Annotated in this window: 21 protein-coding genes; 16 read left to right on the forward strand and 5 right to left on the reverse strand. The window is 52.1% G+C overall.

Going from position 1 to position 21,486, the window contains the following annotated elements:
* The first annotated feature begins 251 nt into the window (after positions 1 to 251).
* From ACE41H_RS04710 to ACE41H_RS04745, 8 genes are all read left to right on the forward strand, one after another.
* Entirely contained in the window at positions 252 to 1,076 is an 825-nt protein-coding gene (locus tag ACE41H_RS04710; protein WP_375353653.1) for an ABC transporter permease, read from the forward strand.
* A 27-nt stretch (positions 1,077 to 1,103) separates the two neighbouring features.
* On the forward strand, positions 1,104 to 2,141 hold the full coding sequence (locus ACE41H_RS04715; protein WP_375353654.1) for an ABC transporter ATP-binding protein: 1,038 nt from the start codon (positions 1,104 to 1,106) through the stop codon (positions 2,139 to 2,141).
* Positions 2,142 to 2,210: 69 nt separating this feature from the next.
* Positions 2,211 to 3,386, forward strand: a complete 1,176-nt coding sequence (locus ACE41H_RS04720) for an extracellular solute-binding protein (RefSeq protein WP_375353655.1) — start codon at positions 2,211 to 2,213, stop codon at positions 3,384 to 3,386.
* 2 nt (positions 3,387 to 3,388) lie between these two features.
* On the forward strand, positions 3,389 to 4,231 hold the full coding sequence (locus tag ACE41H_RS04725; RefSeq protein ID WP_375354018.1) for an ABC transporter permease: 843 nt from the start codon (positions 3,389 to 3,391) through the stop codon (positions 4,229 to 4,231).
* Positions 4,232 to 4,265: 34 nt separating this feature from the next.
* Complete coding sequence (locus ACE41H_RS04730; RefSeq protein ID WP_375353656.1) at positions 4,266 to 5,714, forward strand: hypothetical protein; 1,449 nt, start codon at positions 4,266 to 4,268, stop codon at positions 5,712 to 5,714.
* Positions 5,711 to 6,226, forward strand: a complete 516-nt coding sequence (locus ACE41H_RS04735; RefSeq protein WP_375353657.1) for a hypothetical protein — start codon at positions 5,711 to 5,713, stop codon at positions 6,224 to 6,226. Before ACE41H_RS04730 ends, ACE41H_RS04735 begins: the two co-directional genes overlap by 4 nt.
* A complete protein-coding gene (locus ACE41H_RS04740; protein WP_375353658.1) occupies positions 6,180 to 7,241 on the forward strand; it encodes a CehA/McbA family metallohydrolase in 1,062 nt (353 codons plus the stop codon). Before ACE41H_RS04735 ends, ACE41H_RS04740 begins: the two co-directional genes overlap by 47 nt.
* 21 nt (positions 7,242 to 7,262) lie before the next feature.
* The gene (locus ACE41H_RS04745) at positions 7,263 to 7,979 is read left to right on the forward strand and encodes a GntR family transcriptional regulator (protein WP_375353659.1); all 717 of its coding nucleotides are present in this window, start codon (positions 7,263 to 7,265) and stop codon (positions 7,977 to 7,979) included.
* Positions 7,980 to 8,130: 151 nt separating this feature from the next.
* Here the strand turns inward: ACE41H_RS04745 and ACE41H_RS04750 are convergent, their stop codons facing one another.
* Entirely contained in the window at positions 8,131 to 8,514 is a 384-nt protein-coding gene (locus tag ACE41H_RS04750; protein WP_375353660.1) for a MerR family transcriptional regulator, read from the reverse strand.
* 284 nt (positions 8,515 to 8,798) lie between these two features.
* Here ACE41H_RS04750 and ACE41H_RS04755 point away from each other — a divergent pair, with 284 nt between their 5' ends.
* Positions 8,799 to 9,890 (forward strand): NAD(P)-dependent alcohol dehydrogenase, encoded by a 1,092-nt coding sequence (locus ACE41H_RS04755; RefSeq protein WP_375353661.1) that lies wholly within the window; start codon positions 8,799 to 8,801, stop codon positions 9,888 to 9,890.
* Positions 9,891 to 9,989: 99 nt separating this feature from the next.
* Here the strand turns inward: ACE41H_RS04755 and pdxR are convergent, their stop codons facing one another.
* Positions 9,990 to 11,408 (reverse strand): MocR-like pyridoxine biosynthesis transcription factor PdxR, encoded by a 1,419-nt coding sequence (gene pdxR / locus ACE41H_RS04760; protein ID WP_375353662.1) that lies wholly within the window; start codon positions 11,406 to 11,408, stop codon positions 9,990 to 9,992.
* Between the two features lie 111 nt (positions 11,409 to 11,519).
* Here pdxR and ACE41H_RS04765 point away from each other — a divergent pair, with 111 nt between their 5' ends.
* Complete coding sequence (locus tag ACE41H_RS04765; RefSeq protein WP_375353663.1) at positions 11,520 to 12,521, forward strand: aldo/keto reductase; 1,002 nt, start codon at positions 11,520 to 11,522, stop codon at positions 12,519 to 12,521.
* Between the two features lie 148 nt (positions 12,522 to 12,669).
* Positions 12,670 to 13,836: an aminotransferase class I/II-fold pyridoxal phosphate-dependent enzyme gene (locus ACE41H_RS04770; RefSeq protein ID WP_375354020.1), complete on the forward strand. Its 1,167-nt coding sequence runs from the start codon at positions 12,670 to 12,672 to the stop codon at positions 13,834 to 13,836.
* A gap of 62 nt (positions 13,837 to 13,898) precedes the next feature.
* Here the strand turns inward: ACE41H_RS04770 and ACE41H_RS04775 are convergent, their stop codons facing one another.
* Together ACE41H_RS04775 and ACE41H_RS04780 are read right to left on the reverse strand one after the other, a co-directional pair.
* Positions 13,899 to 14,789 (reverse strand): copper amine oxidase N-terminal domain-containing protein, encoded by an 891-nt coding sequence (locus ACE41H_RS04775; protein ID WP_375353664.1) that lies wholly within the window; start codon positions 14,787 to 14,789, stop codon positions 13,899 to 13,901.
* Positions 14,790 to 14,992: 203 nt separating this feature from the next.
* The gene (locus ACE41H_RS04780; RefSeq protein ID WP_375353665.1) at positions 14,993 to 16,048 is read right to left on the reverse strand and encodes a glycosyl hydrolase; all 1,056 of its coding nucleotides are present in this window, start codon (positions 16,046 to 16,048) and stop codon (positions 14,993 to 14,995) included.
* 340 nt (positions 16,049 to 16,388) lie between these two features.
* Here ACE41H_RS04780 and ACE41H_RS04785 point away from each other — a divergent pair, with 340 nt between their 5' ends.
* Positions 16,389 to 17,099 carry a metal-dependent hydrolase gene (locus ACE41H_RS04785; protein ID WP_375353666.1) on the forward strand — a complete coding sequence of 237 codons (711 nt, stop codon included), beginning with the start codon at positions 16,389 to 16,391 and terminating at the stop codon, positions 17,097 to 17,099.
* 100 nt (positions 17,100 to 17,199) lie between these two features.
* Here the strand turns inward: ACE41H_RS04785 and ACE41H_RS04790 are convergent, their stop codons facing one another.
* Positions 17,200 to 18,273 carry a M42 family metallopeptidase gene (locus ACE41H_RS04790; RefSeq protein ID WP_375353667.1) on the reverse strand — a complete coding sequence of 358 codons (1,074 nt, stop codon included), beginning with the start codon at positions 18,271 to 18,273 and terminating at the stop codon, positions 17,200 to 17,202.
* Positions 18,274 to 18,449: 176 nt separating this feature from the next.
* On the opposite strand from ACE41H_RS04790, the gene spoVAC reads away from it, so the two are divergent.
* From spoVAC to ACE41H_RS04810, 4 genes are all read left to right on the forward strand, one after another.
* Complete coding sequence (gene spoVAC, locus ACE41H_RS04795; protein ID WP_375354022.1) at positions 18,450 to 18,980, forward strand: stage V sporulation protein AC; 531 nt, start codon at positions 18,450 to 18,452, stop codon at positions 18,978 to 18,980.
* Positions 18,977 to 19,993, forward strand: a complete 1,017-nt coding sequence (gene spoVAD, locus ACE41H_RS04800) for a stage V sporulation protein AD (protein ID WP_375353668.1) — start codon at positions 18,977 to 18,979, stop codon at positions 19,991 to 19,993. The genes spoVAC and spoVAD overlap by 4 nt, the downstream gene beginning before the upstream one ends.
* 5 nt (positions 19,994 to 19,998) lie before the next feature.
* Entirely contained in the window at positions 19,999 to 20,349 is a 351-nt protein-coding gene (gene spoVAE / locus ACE41H_RS04805) for a stage V sporulation protein AE (RefSeq protein ID WP_375353669.1), read from the forward strand.
* 175 nt (positions 20,350 to 20,524) lie between these two features.
* Positions 20,525 to 21,484: an AAA family ATPase gene (locus tag ACE41H_RS04810; protein ID WP_375353670.1), complete on the forward strand. Its 960-nt coding sequence runs from the start codon at positions 20,525 to 20,527 to the stop codon at positions 21,482 to 21,484.
* Positions 21,485 to 21,486 lie beyond the last annotated feature (2 nt).

A 21,486-nucleotide genomic window follows, 5' to 3' on the forward strand; every position in this document is an offset into this window, starting at 1 on the left:
CATTGGATGCTCCATGATACTAGATGATAGAGAGCAGGGGCCTGTGGCTTCTGCTCTTTTATCATTGAAGTTGTGGCTTCAGTGGTCTTTTTTTAGATTAGCCGTTTTTGATACCTATTTACAGAAAGGTTTGTTTTCCCCGCGACTTTAACATAACCTCTCCTTCCTCCTGAAGCGCCGATAACATTCGCCCTTTATATTCATAGATGTAAGAGATTTAGACGTCTAGACTTCTTTGAAAGGGATGAATGGTGATCTGGTATTTACGTTCACTCGGCAAACGCAAAATCCTTGAATTTCTGGTCCTGATCGTTTTTGTCGTATTTTTTCTCGTTCCTTTATTGAACCTGCTGATTTTGGCCGTCTCCGGAAAATGGCAGTATCCGGCGCTATTGCCGCAGAGCTTTTCCCTGGAATGGTGGAGGTTCGTGTTAAGCCAGGACGATGTGCTCAGCTCGATGTGGCTCTCGTTCCTGATCGCTGTAGTGGTCACGGCAAGCTCGGTCATTTTGTGTGTACCGGCTGCTTATGCTTTTGCGCGGATAAAGTTTCCGCTCAGCCGCTGGTTTCTGTTTTCCTTTTTGCTTACACATGCCTTTCCCAAAATGGGACTGTATGTGTCTATCGCGGTGCTGTTTTACAAGTTCGGGCTGATGAATACGTTCGTGGGCATCGTACTGATCCATATGGTCAACACGCTCATGTATATGACCTGGATTCCTGCGGCTTCCTTTCGCAGTGTGCACCGGGCGCAGGAGGAGTCGGCGCGGGACGCGGGGGCGGGACCGCTGCGTGTGTTCTGGAAAATTACGCTTCCGATGGCGATGCCGGGCATTATGGTGGCTTCCGTGTTTACCTTCCTCGCTTCGCTCGATGAGGCGCAGGGAACGCTGCTGGTCGGCATACCTGACTACAAAACGATGCCAGTCATCATGTATTCCATCATAGCCGATTATCCGAATACCACCGGTGCGGTCTTTTCGGTCATTCTTACCTTGCCGACAGTCATCCTGCTGCTTGCCGCAAGGCGTTTTGTCAGTGCGGATGTGCTGGCAGGCGGCTTCCAGGTCAAATGATTTTTCTGAAGTAAAGGGGCTTGAAGTATGTCGATTCAATTATCCATTCGTGATCTGAGCAAACGATTCAAGACAGGGGACGGAGTAAAGGGCATTTCTCTCGATGTGATGAAAGGGGAGCTGGTGACGCTACTCGGCCCATCCGGCTGCGGCAAAACGACCGTGCTTCGCTCCATCGGCGGCTTTCTGGATCCGGACAGCGGGGATATTCAAATCCGGGGCAGCAGCATTCTGCATCTTCCTCCGGAAAAAAGGCCAACAGCCATGGTTTTCCAAAGTTACAACCTGTGGCCGCATATGACTGTGTATGAAAATCTCGCCTTTGGACTCAAGCTGCGCAAGAAGAAAAAGGACGAAATCCGCGGTCTTGTGCAGGAGGCGCTGAAGCTGGTCCAGCTGGAAAGTGCGGAGCGCAAATTACCAGGACAGTTGTCCGGCGGACAGCAGCAGCGGGTGGCTCTGGCGCGGGCATTGCTGCTGGAGCCGGAGGTGCTGCTGCTGGACGAGCCCTTCTCGGCGCTGGATGCCAAGCTGCGCATGGAGATGCGGGAAGAACTGCGCGACATCCAGCGGCGGACCGGCATGACGATGATCTTCGTCACCCATGACCAGGAGGAGGCTTTGTCCATCTCCGACCGCATCGTCGTCATGCGGGCAGGCGAAATTGAGCAGCTGTCCACACCGCAGGAGATTTACGATCAGCCGCAGACGTTGTTCGTGGCGGGCTTCATCGGGCGCATCAATCTGATCAAGGGGTTCAGTACCGGCCGCAGCGTAGCTGTGGGGGATGCGCGGTTCGAGCAGGAGCGCGAGCGTGACGGGGCAGTCATTGCGGCCGTGCGCCCCGAGGATATCTATCTGACGGCGGAGCTGGAGCCAAATTCCTTGCCAGGCACGATCCGGCAAATCATGATCCTCGGGCATTATGCGGAAGTGTCTGTGGAAAGCGGAGAACAGGTGCTTAAAATGTTCGTTCCCCGTGAACAGTCAGCCCGGCTCAGCAGCGGGCAGCAGGTGCGTATTGGCTTCAGCAGAGTGGTGTCGTTTCCTGCACCCGAAGCCTAAAACCCGGGTGCGGCATTGCCTTCATCGCTTTGTTCATTCAATATAGACTTCATTTGAGGAGGAGAAAGGATGTCTGTGAAAAAGAGATTCAGCATGATGTTGGCGGGGGTGCTCAGTCTGGGGCTGTTGGCGGGTTGCGGCAGCGGTGGCGGAGGAGCGGATTCCTCTGCAGCGGCAGGCGGTGAAGCGGAGAGTGCAGTACCGGAGAGTGCTGTAACAGAAATCTCCCTCTACACCTCAGGATCACTTAACGTCAAGGAGCTGTGGGAGACACTGATTTCGGATTTCGAGGCCAAAAACAAGGATGTCAAGGTTAAGCTCGTTTATTTGCCATCAGGCACCGGGGGAGCTACGACGATGGACCGGCTCATTGCAGCGAAGCAGAGCGGCCAGTCGGAAAGCGATATCGATCTGTATGAAGGAAGCCTGGACGATATTACGCGTGGAGGCAAAGAAGGGCTGTGGGAAACGCTGGATAAGACCAAAGTGCCCAATCTCGCCAATGTGGACGAAGCTTACCTGAAGCAGGTTAACGACCAAGCAGTACCTTATCGCGCCTCTTCCGTCGTGCTTGCCTATAACAGCGCGAACGTGCCTGAGCCCCCGAAAACAGCGGACGAGCTGTATGAGTGGATTCGTCAGCATCCGGGTAAATTTGCCTACAACGATCCGTCCACGGGCGGTGCGGGCAGCTCATTTGTGAACACGGCCATTTATAATTTCCTTCCACCCGAGGCCATGAACAGCAGTGACCCCGCGAACATGGAAAAATGGGGTCAAGGCTTCGCCCTGCTGAAAGAGCTGGGACCATCTATGTATGAAAAAGGCGTGTACCCGAAGAAAAATCAGGGGACGCTCGATCTGCTCGCCAGTGGAGAGGTGGACATGATTCCGGCCTGGTCTGATATGGCCCTGGAGCAGCTGAATAAAGGGACGCTGCCGGACACTGTGAAGCTGGCGCAGATTGAGCCTGCCTTTACGGGCGGACCGTCCTATCTGATGGTGCCTGCCCTCTCGACCAAGAAGGAAGCGGTGCAGAAGCTGCTGGATTACGTGCTTTCTCCTGAGGCTCAGACGACGGTCATTAACAAAATTTACGGTTATCCGGGCATTAAATGGGACCTGATGCCGGCTGAGCTGCAAAAGCAATTTGAAAGTGTGTCCGGCGGCTACCGCAGCTTCAACAGCGGCGATCTGCAGCAGGAAATCTACAAGCGTTGGCAGAGTGAAGTGGCGGGCGGTTAATGATGAGTACATCATTTAAAAGAGGGATGCTAGGGCTGCTCCTGGTCATCCCCTCTTTTCTCATTCTGCTCGTCGTTGTGATTATCCCCATTCTGTACGCGATCAGGGAGAGCCTGATCGACGAGAACGGGACCGGTTTTGGCTTGGCGAACTACATCCGTCTGTTCACGGATGCCGCCATGCGCAAAAATGTGCTGTATACGCTCAATCTCACGATCGTATCCACAATCCTGACCCTGGTCATCAGCTACGCGATGGCGGTATATCTGCGCTTTGGCTCCGGATTTGTCGTGACTTGGATTCGGCGTCTCTATTTTGTGCCGATGTTCATCCCGGGAGTTATTGCGACCTATGCTCTGATCACCACCTACAGCAATCATGGCTGGGCGCCGCGTTTTCTGCTTACGCTGGGAATCGACTCGTTCCCCAAGATTATTTATGACTACAAAGGAATTCTGCTGGCTAATCTGTGGTTCAATATTCCGTTTGCCACCATGCTGCTCAGCTCGGCGCTTGCCGGCATTCCGAATTCCGTCATTGAAAGCGCAAGAGATGCCGGAGCGCGTACTCTGCAGCTGTTTGTCCGCTTTATCCTGCCACTGTCGTACAAGACGATGTGGGTGGCGGCGACCTTTATCTTTATGGGCGTGATCGGCAGCTTTACCGCCCCCTTCCTGATCGGCGCCAACTCGCCGCAGGTGCTGGGTGTGGCTATGCAGCAGGTGTTCTCCAGCTATCAGGAAACACATATGGCGAGCGCCATGGCTGTGTTTATGTTTATACTGTGCTCTTTTATGGGTTATTTCTACATCCGGACCATGGTGCAGGATGCGGATGCCAACTAAGCTGATTTCCATGATTATCGAGGAGGCAGGACCAATGACAATGACCGGCAGTAAAACGGAAGCAGAGCGGATGGAAAGTGAAAGCGGGCTGAAAAAAGAAGGAATGCCTGATGTATACGTGCTGGCAGAACATCGTCCGGAGATGGAAATCAGTCAGCAGAACAGCTGCCGTTTTCCCTTTATCATGCCGGAGGACGGATTTGCGGAGCTGGATCTGACGGCCCGATCGGACAGCGATTGGTCGGAGCCGGACCGGGAATCCGCTATTGTGCGTGTATATATGGGAGAGCAATATAACCAGGATGTCATCCTCTTTTACGGCAGCAGCTCTTTCACATATACACGACTGCTTGGACATCTGACGGCAGGAGAATATGAAGTGGAAATTGCGTTCAGAGCTGAAGCCTCGTCACCCAAGGTGGAGAGAGCATGGATTGATGCTGTGCAAGTGCGAATCGTCCCGGATTCTTCCCCACAGGCCTTGGTGTACCGGCATACTCCTCTGCTGTACGGCCGCTGTCTATCCCACCCGTATGAGAACCGGTTCACCGATACGCCGTTAATGATGTTTTATTCCGTGGATGAGCGTGAAGATAAAACAGTCATTGAATATCAGATGATGTTCAGCCATGAGGACGAAGGAACACCGGCTCCTTTTCTGATGAGCAAATGGGGAAGAACGACGGACATCGAATGGATGTACCGTATTGAGCTGGATGCAGCCGGAAATACGGTAACTGCGGAGTTCCAGGGGGAGCATCACATCACCACCTCCTTTGGCGGCGGATATGATCTGGGTGGACATCCGGTACTGCAGACGGCGACGGCGAACGGGAATATTACGGACCGTATTACTGCGGATTACCGGTTTATGCTGTCCCCGGCTTTCCAGTGGAAGCCTGAACAGGAGCCGCGCGAGGCGGTCATGATGAAGCATCCGTTTGCTTTTCAGGTCACCAACTGGGAGATGAAGCGCCAGGAGCCGCTGGAACTGCCGCCTGCACCACCTTCCATTGCCTTGGCGGATCAGCGCTATTATGTATTCGTTCAGCTGTTCAAGCAGCCGCTCCCAGCCGATGTTGCGGAGCTTGAGGGCCTGCCCAAGCGAGGTTTTAACAGACGTGAGGAAGACGGATGCGTAGATATCCAGGTGCGGCTTAAAGGCTCGGATGAATGGTATTCCTCCTGCTATCATGATTTGCATGCAGACGGTTTCCGGGCGGCGTATGAAGGGGCGGAGGCTCATTTTTCGACGACGATCAAGCTGCCGTGTCTGGCCGTGCTTGAGGATATAGTGGAAATAAAAGCTGTCCTGCTTGAGGGCGGAGCAGACCGGATGCGGGTGGGAGAGCTGCGCGCTTTTGTTCTGGATGAGCATTACAGACCGGCAGCCGATGAAATCCGCTCACCGGCGATGCGGCTGCTGACACGTCATCAGCCTGTGTCCGTGTTATGGACGGCAGGGGAAAGCGGGGCTGTATGAAAAAAATATTCGCTGCGGAAGGCTCGGTCTTCCCGGACTGCACACACAGCCACATTACGTATGCATTTCATATTCCCGAGCCTGCCTCAGAGATCTGCATTCGCTTCGCCTACGACCCTAAGCTGCTGGCAGACGAAGACCGGGCCAGGGTGATTATACAAGACAGCATGCGCAAATACGGATACGCGGAAGAGGACGGCGGTGACGGTTGGAAGAAATACGCCCCTCTCAAAAACCTGCTGACGCTGTCGGTGGATGACCCGGTTCGCCATCGCGGCGCCGCGCACAGGCATGAGCCCCGGCAGGAGCACCGTCTTGGCTTGATTGAAGCGTCCCCCGGTTTTCTGGCGGGCGCCAATCCGCAGGGAGTATGGCGTGTGACCATCAGCCTGCACGCTGTCGTAACGGAGACGCTGAATTACCGGCTTGAGATTGAGGCTGAAATGCCGCAGAAGGGAGAGACGCATGATGAAATGGATTGCATCCGAGCTGCACACCCACACCTTTCATAGCGACGGTTCCCATAGTCTGCTGGAATTGGCACAAAGCGCCGCCCGCCTCGGACTGGATTGTATTGCCCTTACAGATCATAATACGCAATCCGGATTAACGGGCGCGGAGCAGGTAGAGCGGCAGACCGGCATCCGCATTGTGCCTGGGATGGAGTGGACGACATTTTACGGGCATATGCTGACCCTGGGCGTCAAGGAGTTTGTGGACTGGCGGGTATTGGGGCTGGAAGACATTCATAAGGGCATACAGCTTGTACATGAGCAGGGCGGCATCGCCGGCCTGGCTCATCCGTACCGGATCGGCAGCCCGATCTGCACAGGCTGCTTCTGGGAATATAACATCCTGGATTGGAATGATGTCGATTTCATTGAAGTATGGTCCACCCTCATGCCTACCGTCAAGCGTGACAGCCAAAGAGCTTTTGCGCTGTGGACGGACCTGCTGAACCAGGGTTACCGGATCACGGCGACGAGTGGCCGCGATTGGCATGGCACCAAGCCTGACGATCCGCTGCCTGCTGTCACCTACATTGGGTTGGAGGAGACAGACGACGTACCTCCGTATGAGCAGATCGTCGAGGCACTACGCCTCGGCCGTGCTGCCGTCACCATGGGGCCGCTGCTTACTTTATCCGGCAAAACGGCAGGTGATGAGCGTGAGTATGCTATAGGGGACTGTGTTGAATGGCACGACGAGCCTGATCCGATGGCGATGGAATTCACTGTGAACGTGGATATGGACATCCGGCGGGAGTTTTACGAACTGCAAGGAGACCGCTTCCAGCTCGTGCTGAGAAGCGGGCAGGGCGTGTGCTGCGAAATGCAGATCCCGGCCGAGACGGCAGCTTTCAGCTTCACAATCCATGCTGAGGCAGCATGGCAATGGGTACGTGCCGAGCTGTTCGGCTGTTTGGGCAATGCCGTCACCCTTGTTGCTTTTACCAATCCTGTATATATTCATGCGCCGGCGGTTCAAGCGACGCTTGTACGGAGTGGCGGGCGCTGCGAATTTTAAGGAAAGGAAAGAGGCTTTATCGTGGCATCCAAACAGGAAAAAATCAAACAGCGGATCGAGGATTACATCCGTGACAGCGGGATCAGACAAGGCGGCAAGCTGCCGCCCGAAACCGCGCTGGCGCAAGCCTTTCAGGTGTCGCGCACCACGGTCCGCGGGGCAATTCAGCGGTTGGAAAACGAGGGGAAGCTGCTCGTCAAGCATGGCAGCGGAACGTTCATTACACGTCCGCTGCCTGCTATTCCGAGTTCTCTGGACCGGTTGTACAGCATCGGGGACATGATCCGGTCCGCAGGATTGAAGGAAGACGAGCAGCTTGAATCCATCAAGCGGCTGGATTCCTGTCCGCGTGAAATTGCGGAACGAATGGAACTGGACCGCCATGAACCGGTCATTGTGCTGGAGCGCACGAGAACAGCCAACGGAGAAGCGGTGGCTCATTCGATCAATTACATACCTGAGCAAATCGCCGAGGTGATTATGGTGAATGGCTCTTTTACAGGATCGTTGTTTCAAAATTTCGAATACAAGGCCGGAGTGCGTATTGTAGGCGCTTACTCGGAGATGACCGTACCGGCCCGGACGGACCCGCACGCTCGCCGGCTCATGACTTCGCCGCAGGCAGCCGTGCTATTGTTCAAGCAGCTTCATTATGATGAACTGAACAGGCAGGTGCTCTATTCATATGATTATGTGCGCAGCGATATTTTTCAGTTCTGGATTCGGCGCAACCGCTGACAGGAGCGGAAAAAATAATTAAGCAATGGCATGACACTCTATTGATCCACGAAAAAATACAAGCCTCAGGAGTTCCCTGGGCTTGTTTGCGTTATCTCTTTCAGCCTTTGCAATCCATGCATCAATTTAAATTAATGGACACCATGTGTTATCAAATTTTAATTGTTGTATGGTTCTTTTGAGCTTCAAGAACATCGTATAATGCCAATTTATAATTGATTTTATCCATATTATAGTATAGCTCTTTTATTTTATTCTCGATCTCTTTTTTATGGGTAAGCATCATCGTTTTACGCTCGGACATGGTCTCGTCGCCCTCTTTGAACAGCTTTACATATTTCTGGATTTGCACAATCGGCATACCTGTTGCCCGCAGTGCGGTAATAAAATGAACCCATTCTATATCTTCCTGATCGTATAGACGTTTTCCATGTTCATCACGCTTTACATAAGGAAGCAGACCTTCGCTTTCGTAATATCGAAGTGTGGGAGCCGATATGCCAGTCATCTTCGTGACCTCTTTTATACTTATCATGTGTATTAACCTCTCTACTTTTTTTATTCAAGTTAACTTTAACACAATTCAATACAATTTTAGCTATGATGATGTCTTAAAGCCATAGGTATGGGGCGAAGCCTGCTGATCATTGAAGCGCCGCGCAATTGAATTCACATATAGATGTCGCCATAGACATTGGGAAAATAGGGCCTGTTCTGGTTGGAATCAGTTGGATCAGCGACTGTTTTCAAGCGGTTTCCTTGTAATTATACACGAATCATCGAAGGGAAAAATACTGTTGACTTCAAGTTAACTTTAATATGTATGCTGTGAAAGTAATCAAATTTGACTTTTCAAAGGAGAGGGAAAACATGTGTAAAACAAGTGTGCTAAGTGCCTCAGGTATAAAAGCGCCATTCGAAAAAACAACGATTGAACGGAGAGAATTGCGACCGGATGATGTGTTGATCGATATTAAGTTTAGCGGAATTTGCCATTCGGATATTCACAGTGTGCACGGTGAGTGGGGTGGGGGGATCTTTCCGATGGTTCCCGGTCACGAAATCGCCGGAGTTGTGGCAGCAGTCGGTTCTGAAGTTACAAAATTTGCAGTTGGGGAGCGCGTTGGCGTGGGTTGCTTCGTGGACTCCTGTGGAGAATGCGAATATTGCCTCAAGGGTGAGGAGCAGTATTGCACGAAAGGTGTGGTGCAGACCTATAATGCGTTGGACTACGACGGTAATCCAACCTACGGCGGATACAGCCAAAAAATCGTGGTTACGGAAAGATTTGTTGTCCGGATTCCCGACAGTCTGGAGTTGGATGTGGCAAGTCCACTGTTGTGTGCAGGCATCACTACGTATTCTCCTTTGAAGCACTGGAATGTTGGTCCCGGTAAAAAGGTTGCCATTTTGGGCGTTGGCGGGCTCGGCCATCTGGCGATTCAATACGCGCACGCCCTGGGCGCTGAAGTTACGGTCTTGAGCCGCTCGATGGATAAGAAAAGCGAGGCTCTGGGCTTTGGCGCAGACCAATACTTTGCAACCAGCGATCCGGAAACCTTCAAAGCATTGGCTGGCCGTTTTGACCTCATTCTGAACACTGTATCTGCGAATCTTAACGTAGATGCGTATTTATCGCTGCTTCGCGTAGATGGTACGCTTGTCAATGTGGGTGCGCCGGGTACACCCGATCAGTACAATGCGTTTTCCTTACTTATGGGCCGCCGCAGCATCGCGGGCACACTCGTAGGCGGGATTCAGGAAACGCAAGAGATGCTTGATTTCTCGGCAGAGCACAGCATTGCTCCTCAAATCGAGGTCATCCGTGCCGACCAGGTAGACGAAGCCTATGATCGAGTCCTCCGCAGTGATGTGCGTTATAGGTTCGTAATTGATGTATCGACTCTGTAAGTCCAAATAACGATCATTTTGAATTTGCTCGCATAAATGAGGGGCAGCCTTGCCTGATGGGTTGCCCCTTTCATGGAGTTTTATCAACCTGACAGATTTTTATCCTCTTTTGCTGAGCTTAACCGACTTAGTAAATTGATGTAGTCTGCGCAGTCCCTCGTCAATCTCTTCGATCGTCAAATTCCCGTAGCCCAGAATCAGTCTGCCGGGGTGAGTTCCTTTCCATCTTGTATAGTCTTCAAAGGTGTCGATCCGCACGCCTTGTGTTCCCATTTCGCTCCAGTCAACATCCCCATACCCCTCGGGAGGAAACGCGAGCTGCACGTGCATGCCTGCTTCATCGCCCAAAATGCGGGCTTCATCCTTAAATAGATGACGGACCTTCTTCTCCAGAAAAATACGTTTCTTTCTGTAAAGTGCCTTCATTTTATGGATATGCCTGTCGAAATGCCCGTCATTCATGAAGCGGGCAAGAGCTGACTGGGTTAAACCGGAAGAAGCCAAATTCATGTCATACTTCGTTTGCAGCACCTGATTCATGATGGCTGGCGGCATGATCAGAAAGCCGATCCGCAGGGCTGGCGACAAGGTTTTGCTGAACGTGCCCGCATAAATGACCCGGGAAGGGGATAAAGTCTGCAGGGGCGGCACGGGAGTTCCCTTGTGACGGAACTCGCTGTCATAATCGTCTTCCACAATATAATGTCCCGCCTTTTCGGCCAGCTCTACTGCTTCCTGCCTGCGCTGGAGGGAAAGAACACTGCCTGTCGGGAATTGGTGGGACGGTGTAAGCACGATGAAGCCTCCGGGTGCTGCATACGGAATATGATTTACCTTCATCCCTTCACGATCCACTGAAACGGGATGAATATCATAATTTAACCGCCCGAAAATATCGCCGGTGAACCCAATCGTTGGATCTTCAATATAAACTGTTTGAAATTGGCCGGAAAAGGAGGAAGCAAGCAGCAGTAAGCTGTTAGAGGTGCCTGAAGTGATGAGGATATCATCCGGGCTGCAGCGGATGCCCTTGGCACGGTACACATAACGCGCTATAGCCTCCCGCAGCGTGTTGTTGCCCCGGCAATCGCCGTAATCAAAAATGTTGTCCATTTCGTAATTCATGGTTTCCCGTACATATTTACTCCACAGCCTGCGTGGAAAATGCCGCAAATCAGGAGCGCCCGGATCAAAATCAATTTCATGGATGACAGGAGCTTGGATAGCTGCTGTTGCCGCTGCCGCTTCTTGCGCAGTCAGGCGGACAGGCTCATTTTGCACATCTTCGGCGATAAAAGTGCCGGAGCCGGTTTGCGTGCATAAATATCCCTCTGCGGTCAGCCGCTCATAAACTTCGATCACAATATTCCGCGCTATGCCCAGCTCCTGAGCAGCTCTGCGTGTCGGAGGCAGCTGCAGTCCGGGGGCGAGTAAACCGTTTTCAATTTGATTACGCAAATAATCGTATAATTGCTTTGTTATGGAACCGGCACCAGGTGCCGGAGTAAATCCGAACAATGGCTATCCCTCCCCATTGGCTCCTAAAAATAAAACGGGTATTGGCTCTTATGATCTTTATTGTCTCTTATTATACTGAACGGGAATGGAAGAACAAAGGAGATGAAGACCATGTTAAAACGCCAATTGGGTAGATCGGAAATACAGGTCAGTGCATTGGGGCTGGGCTGCTGGGCTATAGGGGGCCCTTGGCATGATGCGGAAACCGGGGAGGCTTTCGGCTGGGGACAGGTGAACGATCAGGAATCGATTGCCGCGATCCACTGCGCGATTGACGCGGGCATTACATTGATTGATACTGCGGATAACTATGGGGCTGGCCATAGCGAGCGGGTGATCGGGCAGGCTTTGAAGGGGCGGAGGTCCCAGGTGGTGATTGCCACCAAATTCGGCAATGTGACGGATGAAAATACGAGGGAGGCCCGTGGACAGAAGGCCAGCCGCGCTTATATCAAGCAGGCATGTGAAGCTTCGCTTAGAAGATTGAATACCGATTATATTGATTTGTATCAATTTCATCTTAACGATTACCCCGAGGAGCTGGCACCGGAGGTTATGGAAGTGCTTGAAGAGCTTGCAGTCGAGGGGAAAATCCGCTATTTCGGCTGGTCTACCGATTACCCTGAGCGTGCCCGTATTTTTGCCAAAAATCCGTATTGCACCGCTATTCAGCATGATATGAATCTATTCAAGGATAATGCGGATATGATCCTTCTGTGTGAGGAACAGCAGCTGGCCAGCATCAACAGAGGTCCGCTTGCCATGGGCCTGCTTACCGGAAAATATTCGGATGCCGTGACCGTAACGGATGCGAAGGATATCCGCCGCAGAAGCGATTTAAGCTGGTTGACGTATTTCAAAAACGGCGTGCCTGCGCCAGGCATGATTACGCAATTGAACAGTGTCCGCGAGATTCTGACTGCGGGCGGCCGCTCTCTGACGCAAGGAGCTCTGGCTTGGCTATGGGCAAGAAGCGAGTCGACCCTTCCTATTCCAGGATTCCGCAATGTCAACCAGGTAATGGAAAATGTGAAGGCTGCCGAGTTCGGACCGCTGAACAACGAGCAGATGAAGCAAATTCAGCAGCTGCTGACTCGGGGCCGGTCACTTTAAACCAGGATGAAAGACTTGCTAGATCACCCCCTCTATGTCAGCCATGCCTATAGTGAATCATGCTATAATATTTGAAAAAAACAAGTAGGTGCGTGCAGTGGCATACAGTGACATCAAACAGAGATGGCGGGCGGAAAAGCTCGGTCACATGGGCTCGTCGATATTTGCGGAGATTGCCGGGTGGAAGGAGGAAGCGCAGCGGGCGGGAAAAGACGTCATTGATCTGAGCATCGGCAGTCCGGACCACGGACCGTCACAGGAGATTCGGACGGCGCTGAGTCAGGCGGTTCTCGCGGAAGACAGCTATGCTTATCCGGGTACAAGCGGCAGCCTCGCATTCCGCCGGCAGGCAGCCGCCTGGATGGCGCATCGTTTTGGCGTAACGCTTGATCCGGAGGCGGAGGTGCTGTCGTTGATGGGTTCACAGGATGGGCTGGCTCATCTGGCGCAGGCGGTCTGTAATCCGGGAGATACGGCCATTGTCCCTGATCCAGGCTATCCGATTTATTTTGGTGCGCTCGCGCTTGCTGGTGTAAAACCATGGCTGCTGCCCTTGCGGCAGGAAAATGGCTTTATGCCTGATCTGGACGAAATTCCCGATGGGGTGTGGGCGGAGGCGGCGTTCATCCTGCTTAATTTCCCGGGCAATCCCATTGCTGTTCAGGCGGATTATACCTTTTTTGAAAAGCTGATTGCTTTGGCCAAGAAGTGGAACGTGCTCGTCGTTCATGATCTGGCTTATTCGGAAATGGGCTTTGATGACTACCGTCCGATCAGCATTTTACAGATTCCCGGCGCGCTGGATACGGCTGTCGAGTTTCATTCCTTCTCCAAAAGCTTCAATATGGCCGGCTGCCGCATCGGCTTTCTGGCCGGTAACCGTGAGGCTGTCGCCGCACTGCGTGAGCTGAAAGGGAACATTGATTATGGTGTATTCCAGCCGGTGCAGACGGCGGCCATCGCTGCGCTTGAGCAGGCGATGCAGCGTCCTGCGGAGGACAGAGGCGTAGCGCCTCTGTATGAACGGCGCCGCGACGTGTTAGTTGAAGCCCTCGCGGCCCAGGACTGGGATATCCCAAAGCCGAAGGCGACCATGTTCCTTTGGGCTCCGCTTCCGGGCCGCTTCAGCACGGGACCGGAGGTGTGGGATTCCCGCCGCTTTGCACGCGAGCTGCTGCTCTCGACCGGGGTTGCTGTCGTTCCAGGCAGTGCATTCGGTGTCCAGGGAGAGGGCTTCGTCCGTATTGCTCTGGTGCAGGAAGAAGAGACTCTGCTGGAAGCTGCGCGCCAGATCGGCGCATTTTTAAAGGAATAGAGGGGCAAAAAAGAGCAGATCCGGGAAGGGTCTGCTTTACTATTTGAAAATTCTTATTTCAGCTATAGCTTGATGCCAAGCGCTTCATATACCCGTGAAAGCGGAATGTGATGCCGGTAACGGTCTACAACAGTAAGATCCCCTTCGATATAGGACACGAAAAGCTCTTTAGCCGCATTTCTGGTGTAGATATCATATTGATCATAGGCGGTCTGGGCCGGGTCCGGGTTGGACGTTTTGACACGAATGCTTAACGAGAAATCCTTCGTGTTAAAGCTATAGGTTTTGCCCTGTTTAATCTCTACAGGTGCTTTGGAAGCATCCGTTCTGTCCATCAGGAGAGCCTCAACCGTTTTGCCGGGAATTTGCGGCAGGCTCAGCTTCAGGGTTCCGTCCTTGTATTTGATTCCATTGAAGATGGCGGGGGCAATTTCCTTTTGCACTCCATAGGGCTCCCAGGTGTTTCCGTCCATCTCCAGCTCGGGGATTCTCCACGGTGTCTTAATGGCGAGGACCGTATTGGAATTACTCCATGACAAGGATGCACCCAGCCCTTCAAGTGCAGCTCGCAGCGGGACCATGGTCGCTGGCCGCCCGTCCCGTCCGTTTCTGACGACAGCAGGTGTACTCAGCGGTTTGGCTGTTCCTTTTACCGTCATGGTCTTTTCGTTGACCTTTAACCGGATTTCGGCGGCTGTATCCTCATTTTGAATCATGACCGTTTTCGTGTGGGCCTCCCATTTGACCTGCGAATTGAGATACTTGCTGAAAAATTGGGAGGGCACATAAATGGTGCCCAGCGTGTCATCCATAAAAGGTACGGTGCCGTCAGCCTTAAGCTCAACGCCATTTACAGTGAATGGATAGCCCTTGCTCGCCCATGCATGGCCTGTCAGCCAGAGTGGCAACACGACAGTCAAAAGCAAGATCGCAGACAGAAATCTTTTGCTCACCTTATGTTCTCTTCCTTTCCAATTAACAGATTAACCATTTTCGTGACCTATGCACTATTAATTTTACTTGGTCTGGGACCATAAATAAAAACAAAAATTACCAAATTTTTCTCAGAATCCGGCTAAAATAGTTCTCTGGGTCCCTGTAACAAGAGAAGTGAAAGAGGGGAGCTCAGCGTTTGGCTGAAGCTCCCCTTAATCCGTTATTTTGATAATGCTTCTTTGGCTTTTATCAGGTCCGGAAGCGTTAACGTGTTGTTGGCGTTCATAAATGTTTTAATTTCCCGGGTTGAGTTTTGTTCTGTAAGCAGCTTTCCGAATGTCATGGCATATACCCACTTGGGCTGTTTTGCAAGCACCTTAGCGCTCGGCAGCTCTCCGTTCTCCCCGATGGCGATCGGTTTTCCGCCGGACAGCGCCAGCAGGCCCTGGTAGTAGGAATCACGGAAGTCATTATCGTAAATATCGGCGGCGAGAATATCCACTTTGGAAAGCCCCGGGAATACTGCAGCGTACGGGGCCGAATTTGGATTCGGCGCGTTTGCATTCCACACCCATATCAGATTGTTCAAATGATGGACATTAACGAACCGGTTATACATGATAGTCCAAAGCTGTTCAAAGTTGTCCTTCTTTCCCCACCAGAACCAGTCTCCGTTCATTTCATGATAGGGCCGCCACAGGACTGGAACATCGGCGTCCCGCAGCTTTTTCAAATAGACAGCCACATCATCCAGATCAGCGATTAATTGATTATATTCCTGCGTTCCAGGGGTAACATACATGTCAAACTGCTCCTGAGTGAGCTTAGCTTGCACGTTCTTCCACGTTCGTGCCGTACCGGGTAAAGGCTGATGGAACGTCATGGCGACAATGCCGCCCTTCCGGTCCCATTGAATCGCGGAGGAGATAACGTTATTTCGCTGTTTGGCTGCTGCCTCCGCGCTCTGGTTGGAGATCGCCCCCAGCTCATAGCCATGCAGTCCGGCATAGCTGCCGCTGATCGTTTTCAGTTTATTGTTCAGCTCGTCCGGGCTTTCCAGATAGTCATGCTGGCCGGTAATCAGCTTTTTGCCTGAAATGCTTGAAAGATAGAAAAGCAGGCTGCGGGCCTCCTGTGAGGCATTGGTGTTTACAGGCTGGGCCGCTGCGCTGGCAGGTAAAGAATGCTGTGATTCCGCAAATAAAAAAACATATAAAAGGCAGATTACTGCTGCTTTCAAAATCAACTTACCCTTTCGTCGCTTTTTCACATCCATCTTCCTTTCTTCAAGTAAGAAGTAGGTGGCTTTCTTAAACAGGAAGCAGCATTATGCTATTTGTATGCGACTCATCTAATTTTATTAAAACTTGATGTCGAAATATGTATGATGCAGGATTAGTCCTATATTATAACCTCTGTAAGTAGCTTGCAACTTTTACAGAAAACAATGATTCTAATGAACTACTACATTTGACGATATGTGCAAAAAACTTCACACTGATGAAATCTTTAAAGTGCGAACTATTGTTCCCATACATACTTCTGTTATATAATGTTGTACGGTTTGATCATTATAAACGGTTCTACCCGTGTGGGAAAGGATGCTGTACAACATCATGATGGGAAGAGCCCATTTAATCATTGGTACCGGAGTTTCGCTATCCGTGCTTGCGCTGAACGGATATGACATTACGTTTTCGGCGGCTGCCGTTGCTGCAGTCAGCGCGCTGCTTCCGGATATCGATGAACCGAATTCGCTGCTGCTGACCAGAACGCTTTCCGGACGGATGCTCCGGGTTATACAGCTGCTGATGGTCGCGGCCGCGGGCTGGGTGTTTTTTGCGGAGGCTGCGCCCGCTCCCTGGAACCTGATTCTGGCCGTGCTCATCGTGGCTGCCTCGTTTATGCCTTCGCGTTTGATGCGCAAGGTGATCATCTTCGTGCTTGGGGCCGGCGTTGCGTGGTATGGCACGACTTATGCGCCCTGGAACTATATCGCAGGCATTCTGCTGATGATCTGCACGATCGTGCCGCATCGGGGGCTAACGCACACAGTCTATGCCATTGCGGCCTGGACGGGACTTTTGTTTGGCACGACACAGCAGTATGGAGCCAGCATTTGGCTTGCGGGAGGAATTGCATATACGATGCATTTGCTTCTGGATTCGCTGACGAACAATGGGATCCGCCCGCTGCCCCCACTGCCCTGGAAGCTGCGCTTCAAGCTGATGAGCACCGGGACGAGAAAAGGGGCAAGGGTGGAGATGGTGGGCATCGTTCTGACGCTCTTGCTGGCCATCTACGCTTTTGTTCAATCGGCCATCTGACTATTCCTCAAATTGCTGGTGCTCCATGTATGGAGAAAGAGCGAGTATCTGGTGGAAATCTGCCACAGATACTCGCTCTTTTAAATCCGAAACCGTTCATTCAGGAATTTTCGATAATCGTGTTCAAGGTTGTGCGGTCAAGGTTTTTTACCAAAGTTATGATCAATTCCTTGGCTGCATCATAATCATCCGTATGAATGATGGAAGAGGATGTGTGGATATAGCGCCCGCAAATGCCGATGACGGTGGAAGGTACACCTTTTCCGCTGACATGCACCTGACCGGCATCCGTTCCTCCCGGAGAAATGAAATACTGGTACTTGATATTGTGGGTATCCGCCGTGTCTTTTACATATTCCAGCAGACCGCGGTGGGTGATCATCGTCGGATCGAACACGCGCAGCAGAGCGCCCTGGCCGAGATGACCGTACGCATTTTTGTCACCGGTCATATCATTGGCCGCGCTGCAGTCGAGGGCGAAGAAAATATCCGGCTGAATCAGATTGGCTGCTGTGCGCGCCCCGCGCAGTCCCACTTCCTCCTGTACGGTTGCGCCTGTAAAGAGGGTGTTCGGCAGCTTTTCCTTATGTATGGCTTCGAGCAGTTCAATTGCGAGCCCCACGCCATAGCGGTTATCCCAGGCTTTGGCCATGATCTTTTTCGGATTCGCCAGCGGTGTGAACTCACAGACAGGTACGATTTGCAGGCCTGGCACGATGCCCAGCTTCTCCACGTCAGCGCGGCTGTCTGCGCCGATATCCAGGTACATCGCTTTCATGTCTACCGGCTTGCTGCGTGCTGCGTCGTCCAGCAGATGAGTCGGTGTCGATCCGACGACCCCAATGACCGGCCCGCCCGGTGCAATCACCTGCAGCCGCTGTGACAGCACGGCCTGGCTCCACCAGCCTCCTACGGGCTGAAAGCGGATCATGCCGGTGTCGGTTATGCCGTTCACAATGAATCCTACTTCGTCAAAATGCCCTGCAACCATTACCTTTGGACCTTGCTCATTCCCACGGACAACCCCGAATAAACTTCCAAGATGATCCTGTACAAATTCATCCGTATATGCCGACATCCGCTCCTTAACCCAGGCGCGGAGCGCCCGTTCATGGCCGGGCACAGCCGGGAATTCAGTTAATGTTTTGAATAACTCCAACGTTTGCTGTTCCATGTTGTTTCACTCCTAATTAACCAGTGGTCATATTGCTTTTTACATAAGTATGCCTTTATTGTGCTGGAATGTCCAACGGCGTGCTTATCATTTTCCATTCATAAGGCTGGACAGGATCGTAAATAATGAAAAAGCATTACCGCACAAGCGCGGAATCCTTGCAGGGGGTGTAGATGATGGCAGCCAAATCCGGATCGGCAGGTGCTGGTGCAAAGACGGGCGGCCTGCGACAAAAGACTACCCCGTCCTTGAACATACAGGAGCAGGAGTATCAGAAAATTGCCAAAAAACATGAGCCTGCCCGCAAAATCGTCGGCAATTGTATCCGTGCCTTTGTTGTAGGGGGGCTGATTTGTGTTCTGGGACAGCTGATCCTGAAAGGCTTTATGAACGGATTTCATATGACGGCCAAAGAGGCGGGAAATCCGACCGTAGCCGTGCTCATACTCATTTCTGTTATTTTAACCAGTATGGGCGTTTATGATAAGTTTGCCCAATGGGCAGGTGCGGGAACCGCGGTTCCGGTGACAGGCTTTGCGAACTCCATGTGCTCGGCCGCTTTGGAGCATCGGTCTGAAGGGCTGGTGCTCGGCGTAGGCGCGAAAATGTTCAAGCTGGCCGGATCTGTTATCGTATTCGGGGTCGTGGCCGCTTTTATCGTAGGCATTATTTACGCGATTCTTGGTGTAGGAGGGAATCACTTATGAAGCGCCTGGGGGGGCAATCATGGAAGTTTGATTCCAGACCGCGCATCAAGGGCAGCGCAACGGTCGTCGGCCCGAAGGAGGGAGAAGGGCCTTTAGGCGCAGACTTCAGCTATGTTTATGATAACCTTGAAATTGACGAAAGCACATGGGAAAAGGGAGAGCGCCGTCTGTTGGAGCGTGCCTCGTTCATGGCCCTGATCAACTCCAATTTGACGAAGGAGGATGTTCAGTTTTTCATTGCCGGCGACCTCATGAACCAGATTATCAGCGCCTCGTTTGCCGCCCGTAAGCTGGCCATTCCTTATTTGGGCGTTTTCGGCGCTTGCTCCACTTCCATGGAGAGCCTCGCGCTCGCTTCCCTGATTGTCGATTCAGGCGGGGCGGAATATGCTCTTGCTGGCACGGTAAGCCATAACTGTACCATAGAGAAGCAATTCCGTTACCCTACAGAATACGGGGCGCAGAAGCCGCCAACAGCTCAGTATACGGTAACCGGTTCCGGGTGCGCCGTTGTGGGTCATGCGGAGCGAGGTGTGATCGTGGACTGCGCCACATTAGGCAGGATTGTGGATATGGGGATAAAGGATCCCTTCAATATGGGCGGGGCAATGGCGCCTGCGGCAGCAGATACGATTTTGTCGCATTTCAAGGATACAGGGCGGGGACCTGAGGATTACGACATGATTGTCACGGGGGACTTGGCTTCCGTTGGACTCCCGATCCTCAAGGAGCTGCTTCAAAAGCAGGGTGTTGACCCGGATAAAACCGATATGAACGACTGTGGACTGATGATCTACGACAGGGAGAAGCAGGCAGACATATTCGCTGGCGGCAGCGGTTGCGGATGCTCTGCGGTCGTCACTTACGGACATTTGCTCAAAAAGCTCGAAAAGAGAGAGCTTAACCGCATACTTGTCGTAGCAACGGGCGCGCTGTTGTCCCCTTTGTCGTATCAGCAGGGAAACAGCATCCCATGTATTGCGCACGCGGTTGCGCTTGAATCAGGAGGTTGAAATAAATGGAATACTTATGGGCTTTTCTGGTAGGCGGAGCGATTTGTCTGCTCGGCCAAATCATGATGGACGGCTTCAGGATGACATCGGCTCATACGATGTCTACCCTTGTCGTGCTTGGGGCAGTTGCCGATGCCGTAGGTATTTATGATCCTTTAATTAAATTTGCGGGCGCAGGCGCGACCGTTCCGATCACCAGCTTTGGCAATCAGCTTGTTCACGGTGCGCTGACGGAGCTGGAACAGGAAGGCTGGATCGGTGTGATTACAGGCATTTTCAGTCTGACCAGTGCGGGGATTTCGTCAGCCATTATTTTCTCATTTTTGGCAGCACTGGTCGTACGCCCGAAAGGATGAGCGATGATTTGCCACCTGAGCACTCCATTGTCGCAATGGGGTGTTTTGGTGTGTTTTCGCGCGGGTATTGGAGAAGGATGACGAGTCTGCCAGCGAAGCAAAGTGTACTCAGCGACCTCCATCATGTACAATAATAGAAACATGCTTGCTATTCATTTAGGAGGTTTGCAATTTTATGCCGGTTCGCCAACAATCCTTTCAGATTATTTCCTCGATTCAGGCCAACCTTGAATCCTGCATCCTGGGAAAATCCTTTGAAATACAATTATTAATGACCGCATTGCTCGCAGGGGGACATATCCTGATCGAGGATGTGCCGGGCACAGGCAAAACGCAAATGATCAAAGCCCTGGCCAAATCGATGCGTGGAGATTACCGCCGCATTCAGTGCAATCCCGATATCCTGCCGAGCGATATTACCGGTGTATCGATTTTTCATCCGCGTGATGAGCGCTTTTATTTTAGACCGGGTCCGGTGATGACCAACATTTTGCTTGCGGACGAAATCAACCGCGCCACGACCAAGACGCAGTCCGCGCTGCTTGAGGTTATGGAGGAACGAAATGTGACAGTGGACGGGGAAACACATGAGCTGCCCGTTCCGTTTATGCTGTGCGCCACGCAGAACCCGATTGATTTTGAAGGCACCTATATTCTGCCCGAAGCCCAGCTCGACCGCTTTATGCTGAAAATCAGCCTTGGTTATCCCGATGCTGAGACGGAGAAAAATCTGCTGCTAAGGCACCAGGAGGGTCAGCCTGTAGACCGTTTGCAGCCAGTTGCCCATATGGATCAAATCGCAGCCATTCAGAAGGAAATTCGCAGTGTGCATATCAGTGACGTCGTGACCGCCTATCTGCTTGATATTGTCCGCGCCACCCGCGAAAATTCCGCTGTGCTGCTTGGTGCCAGCCCCCGTGCTGCGCTTTCGTTTGTGATGGCTGTCAAAGCCTTTGCTTTTCTGCATGAGCGTGATTATGTGCTTCCGGATGATGTAAAGAGACTGGCTCCTTATGTGCTTGCACACCGTCTGCTGCTTCGTCCCGAGGCACGGATGGAAAATTCCAATGCTGCGGGTGTTGTGCATGCCATACTGCGCCAGGTCAACGTTCCGGTTCAGCTGGAGCGGGGATAAGC

Origin of the sequence: Paenibacillus enshidis (assembly GCF_042136365.1) — a bacterium.
Classification (GTDB): domain Bacteria; phylum Bacillota; class Bacilli; order Paenibacillales; family Paenibacillaceae; genus Paenibacillus; species Paenibacillus enshidis.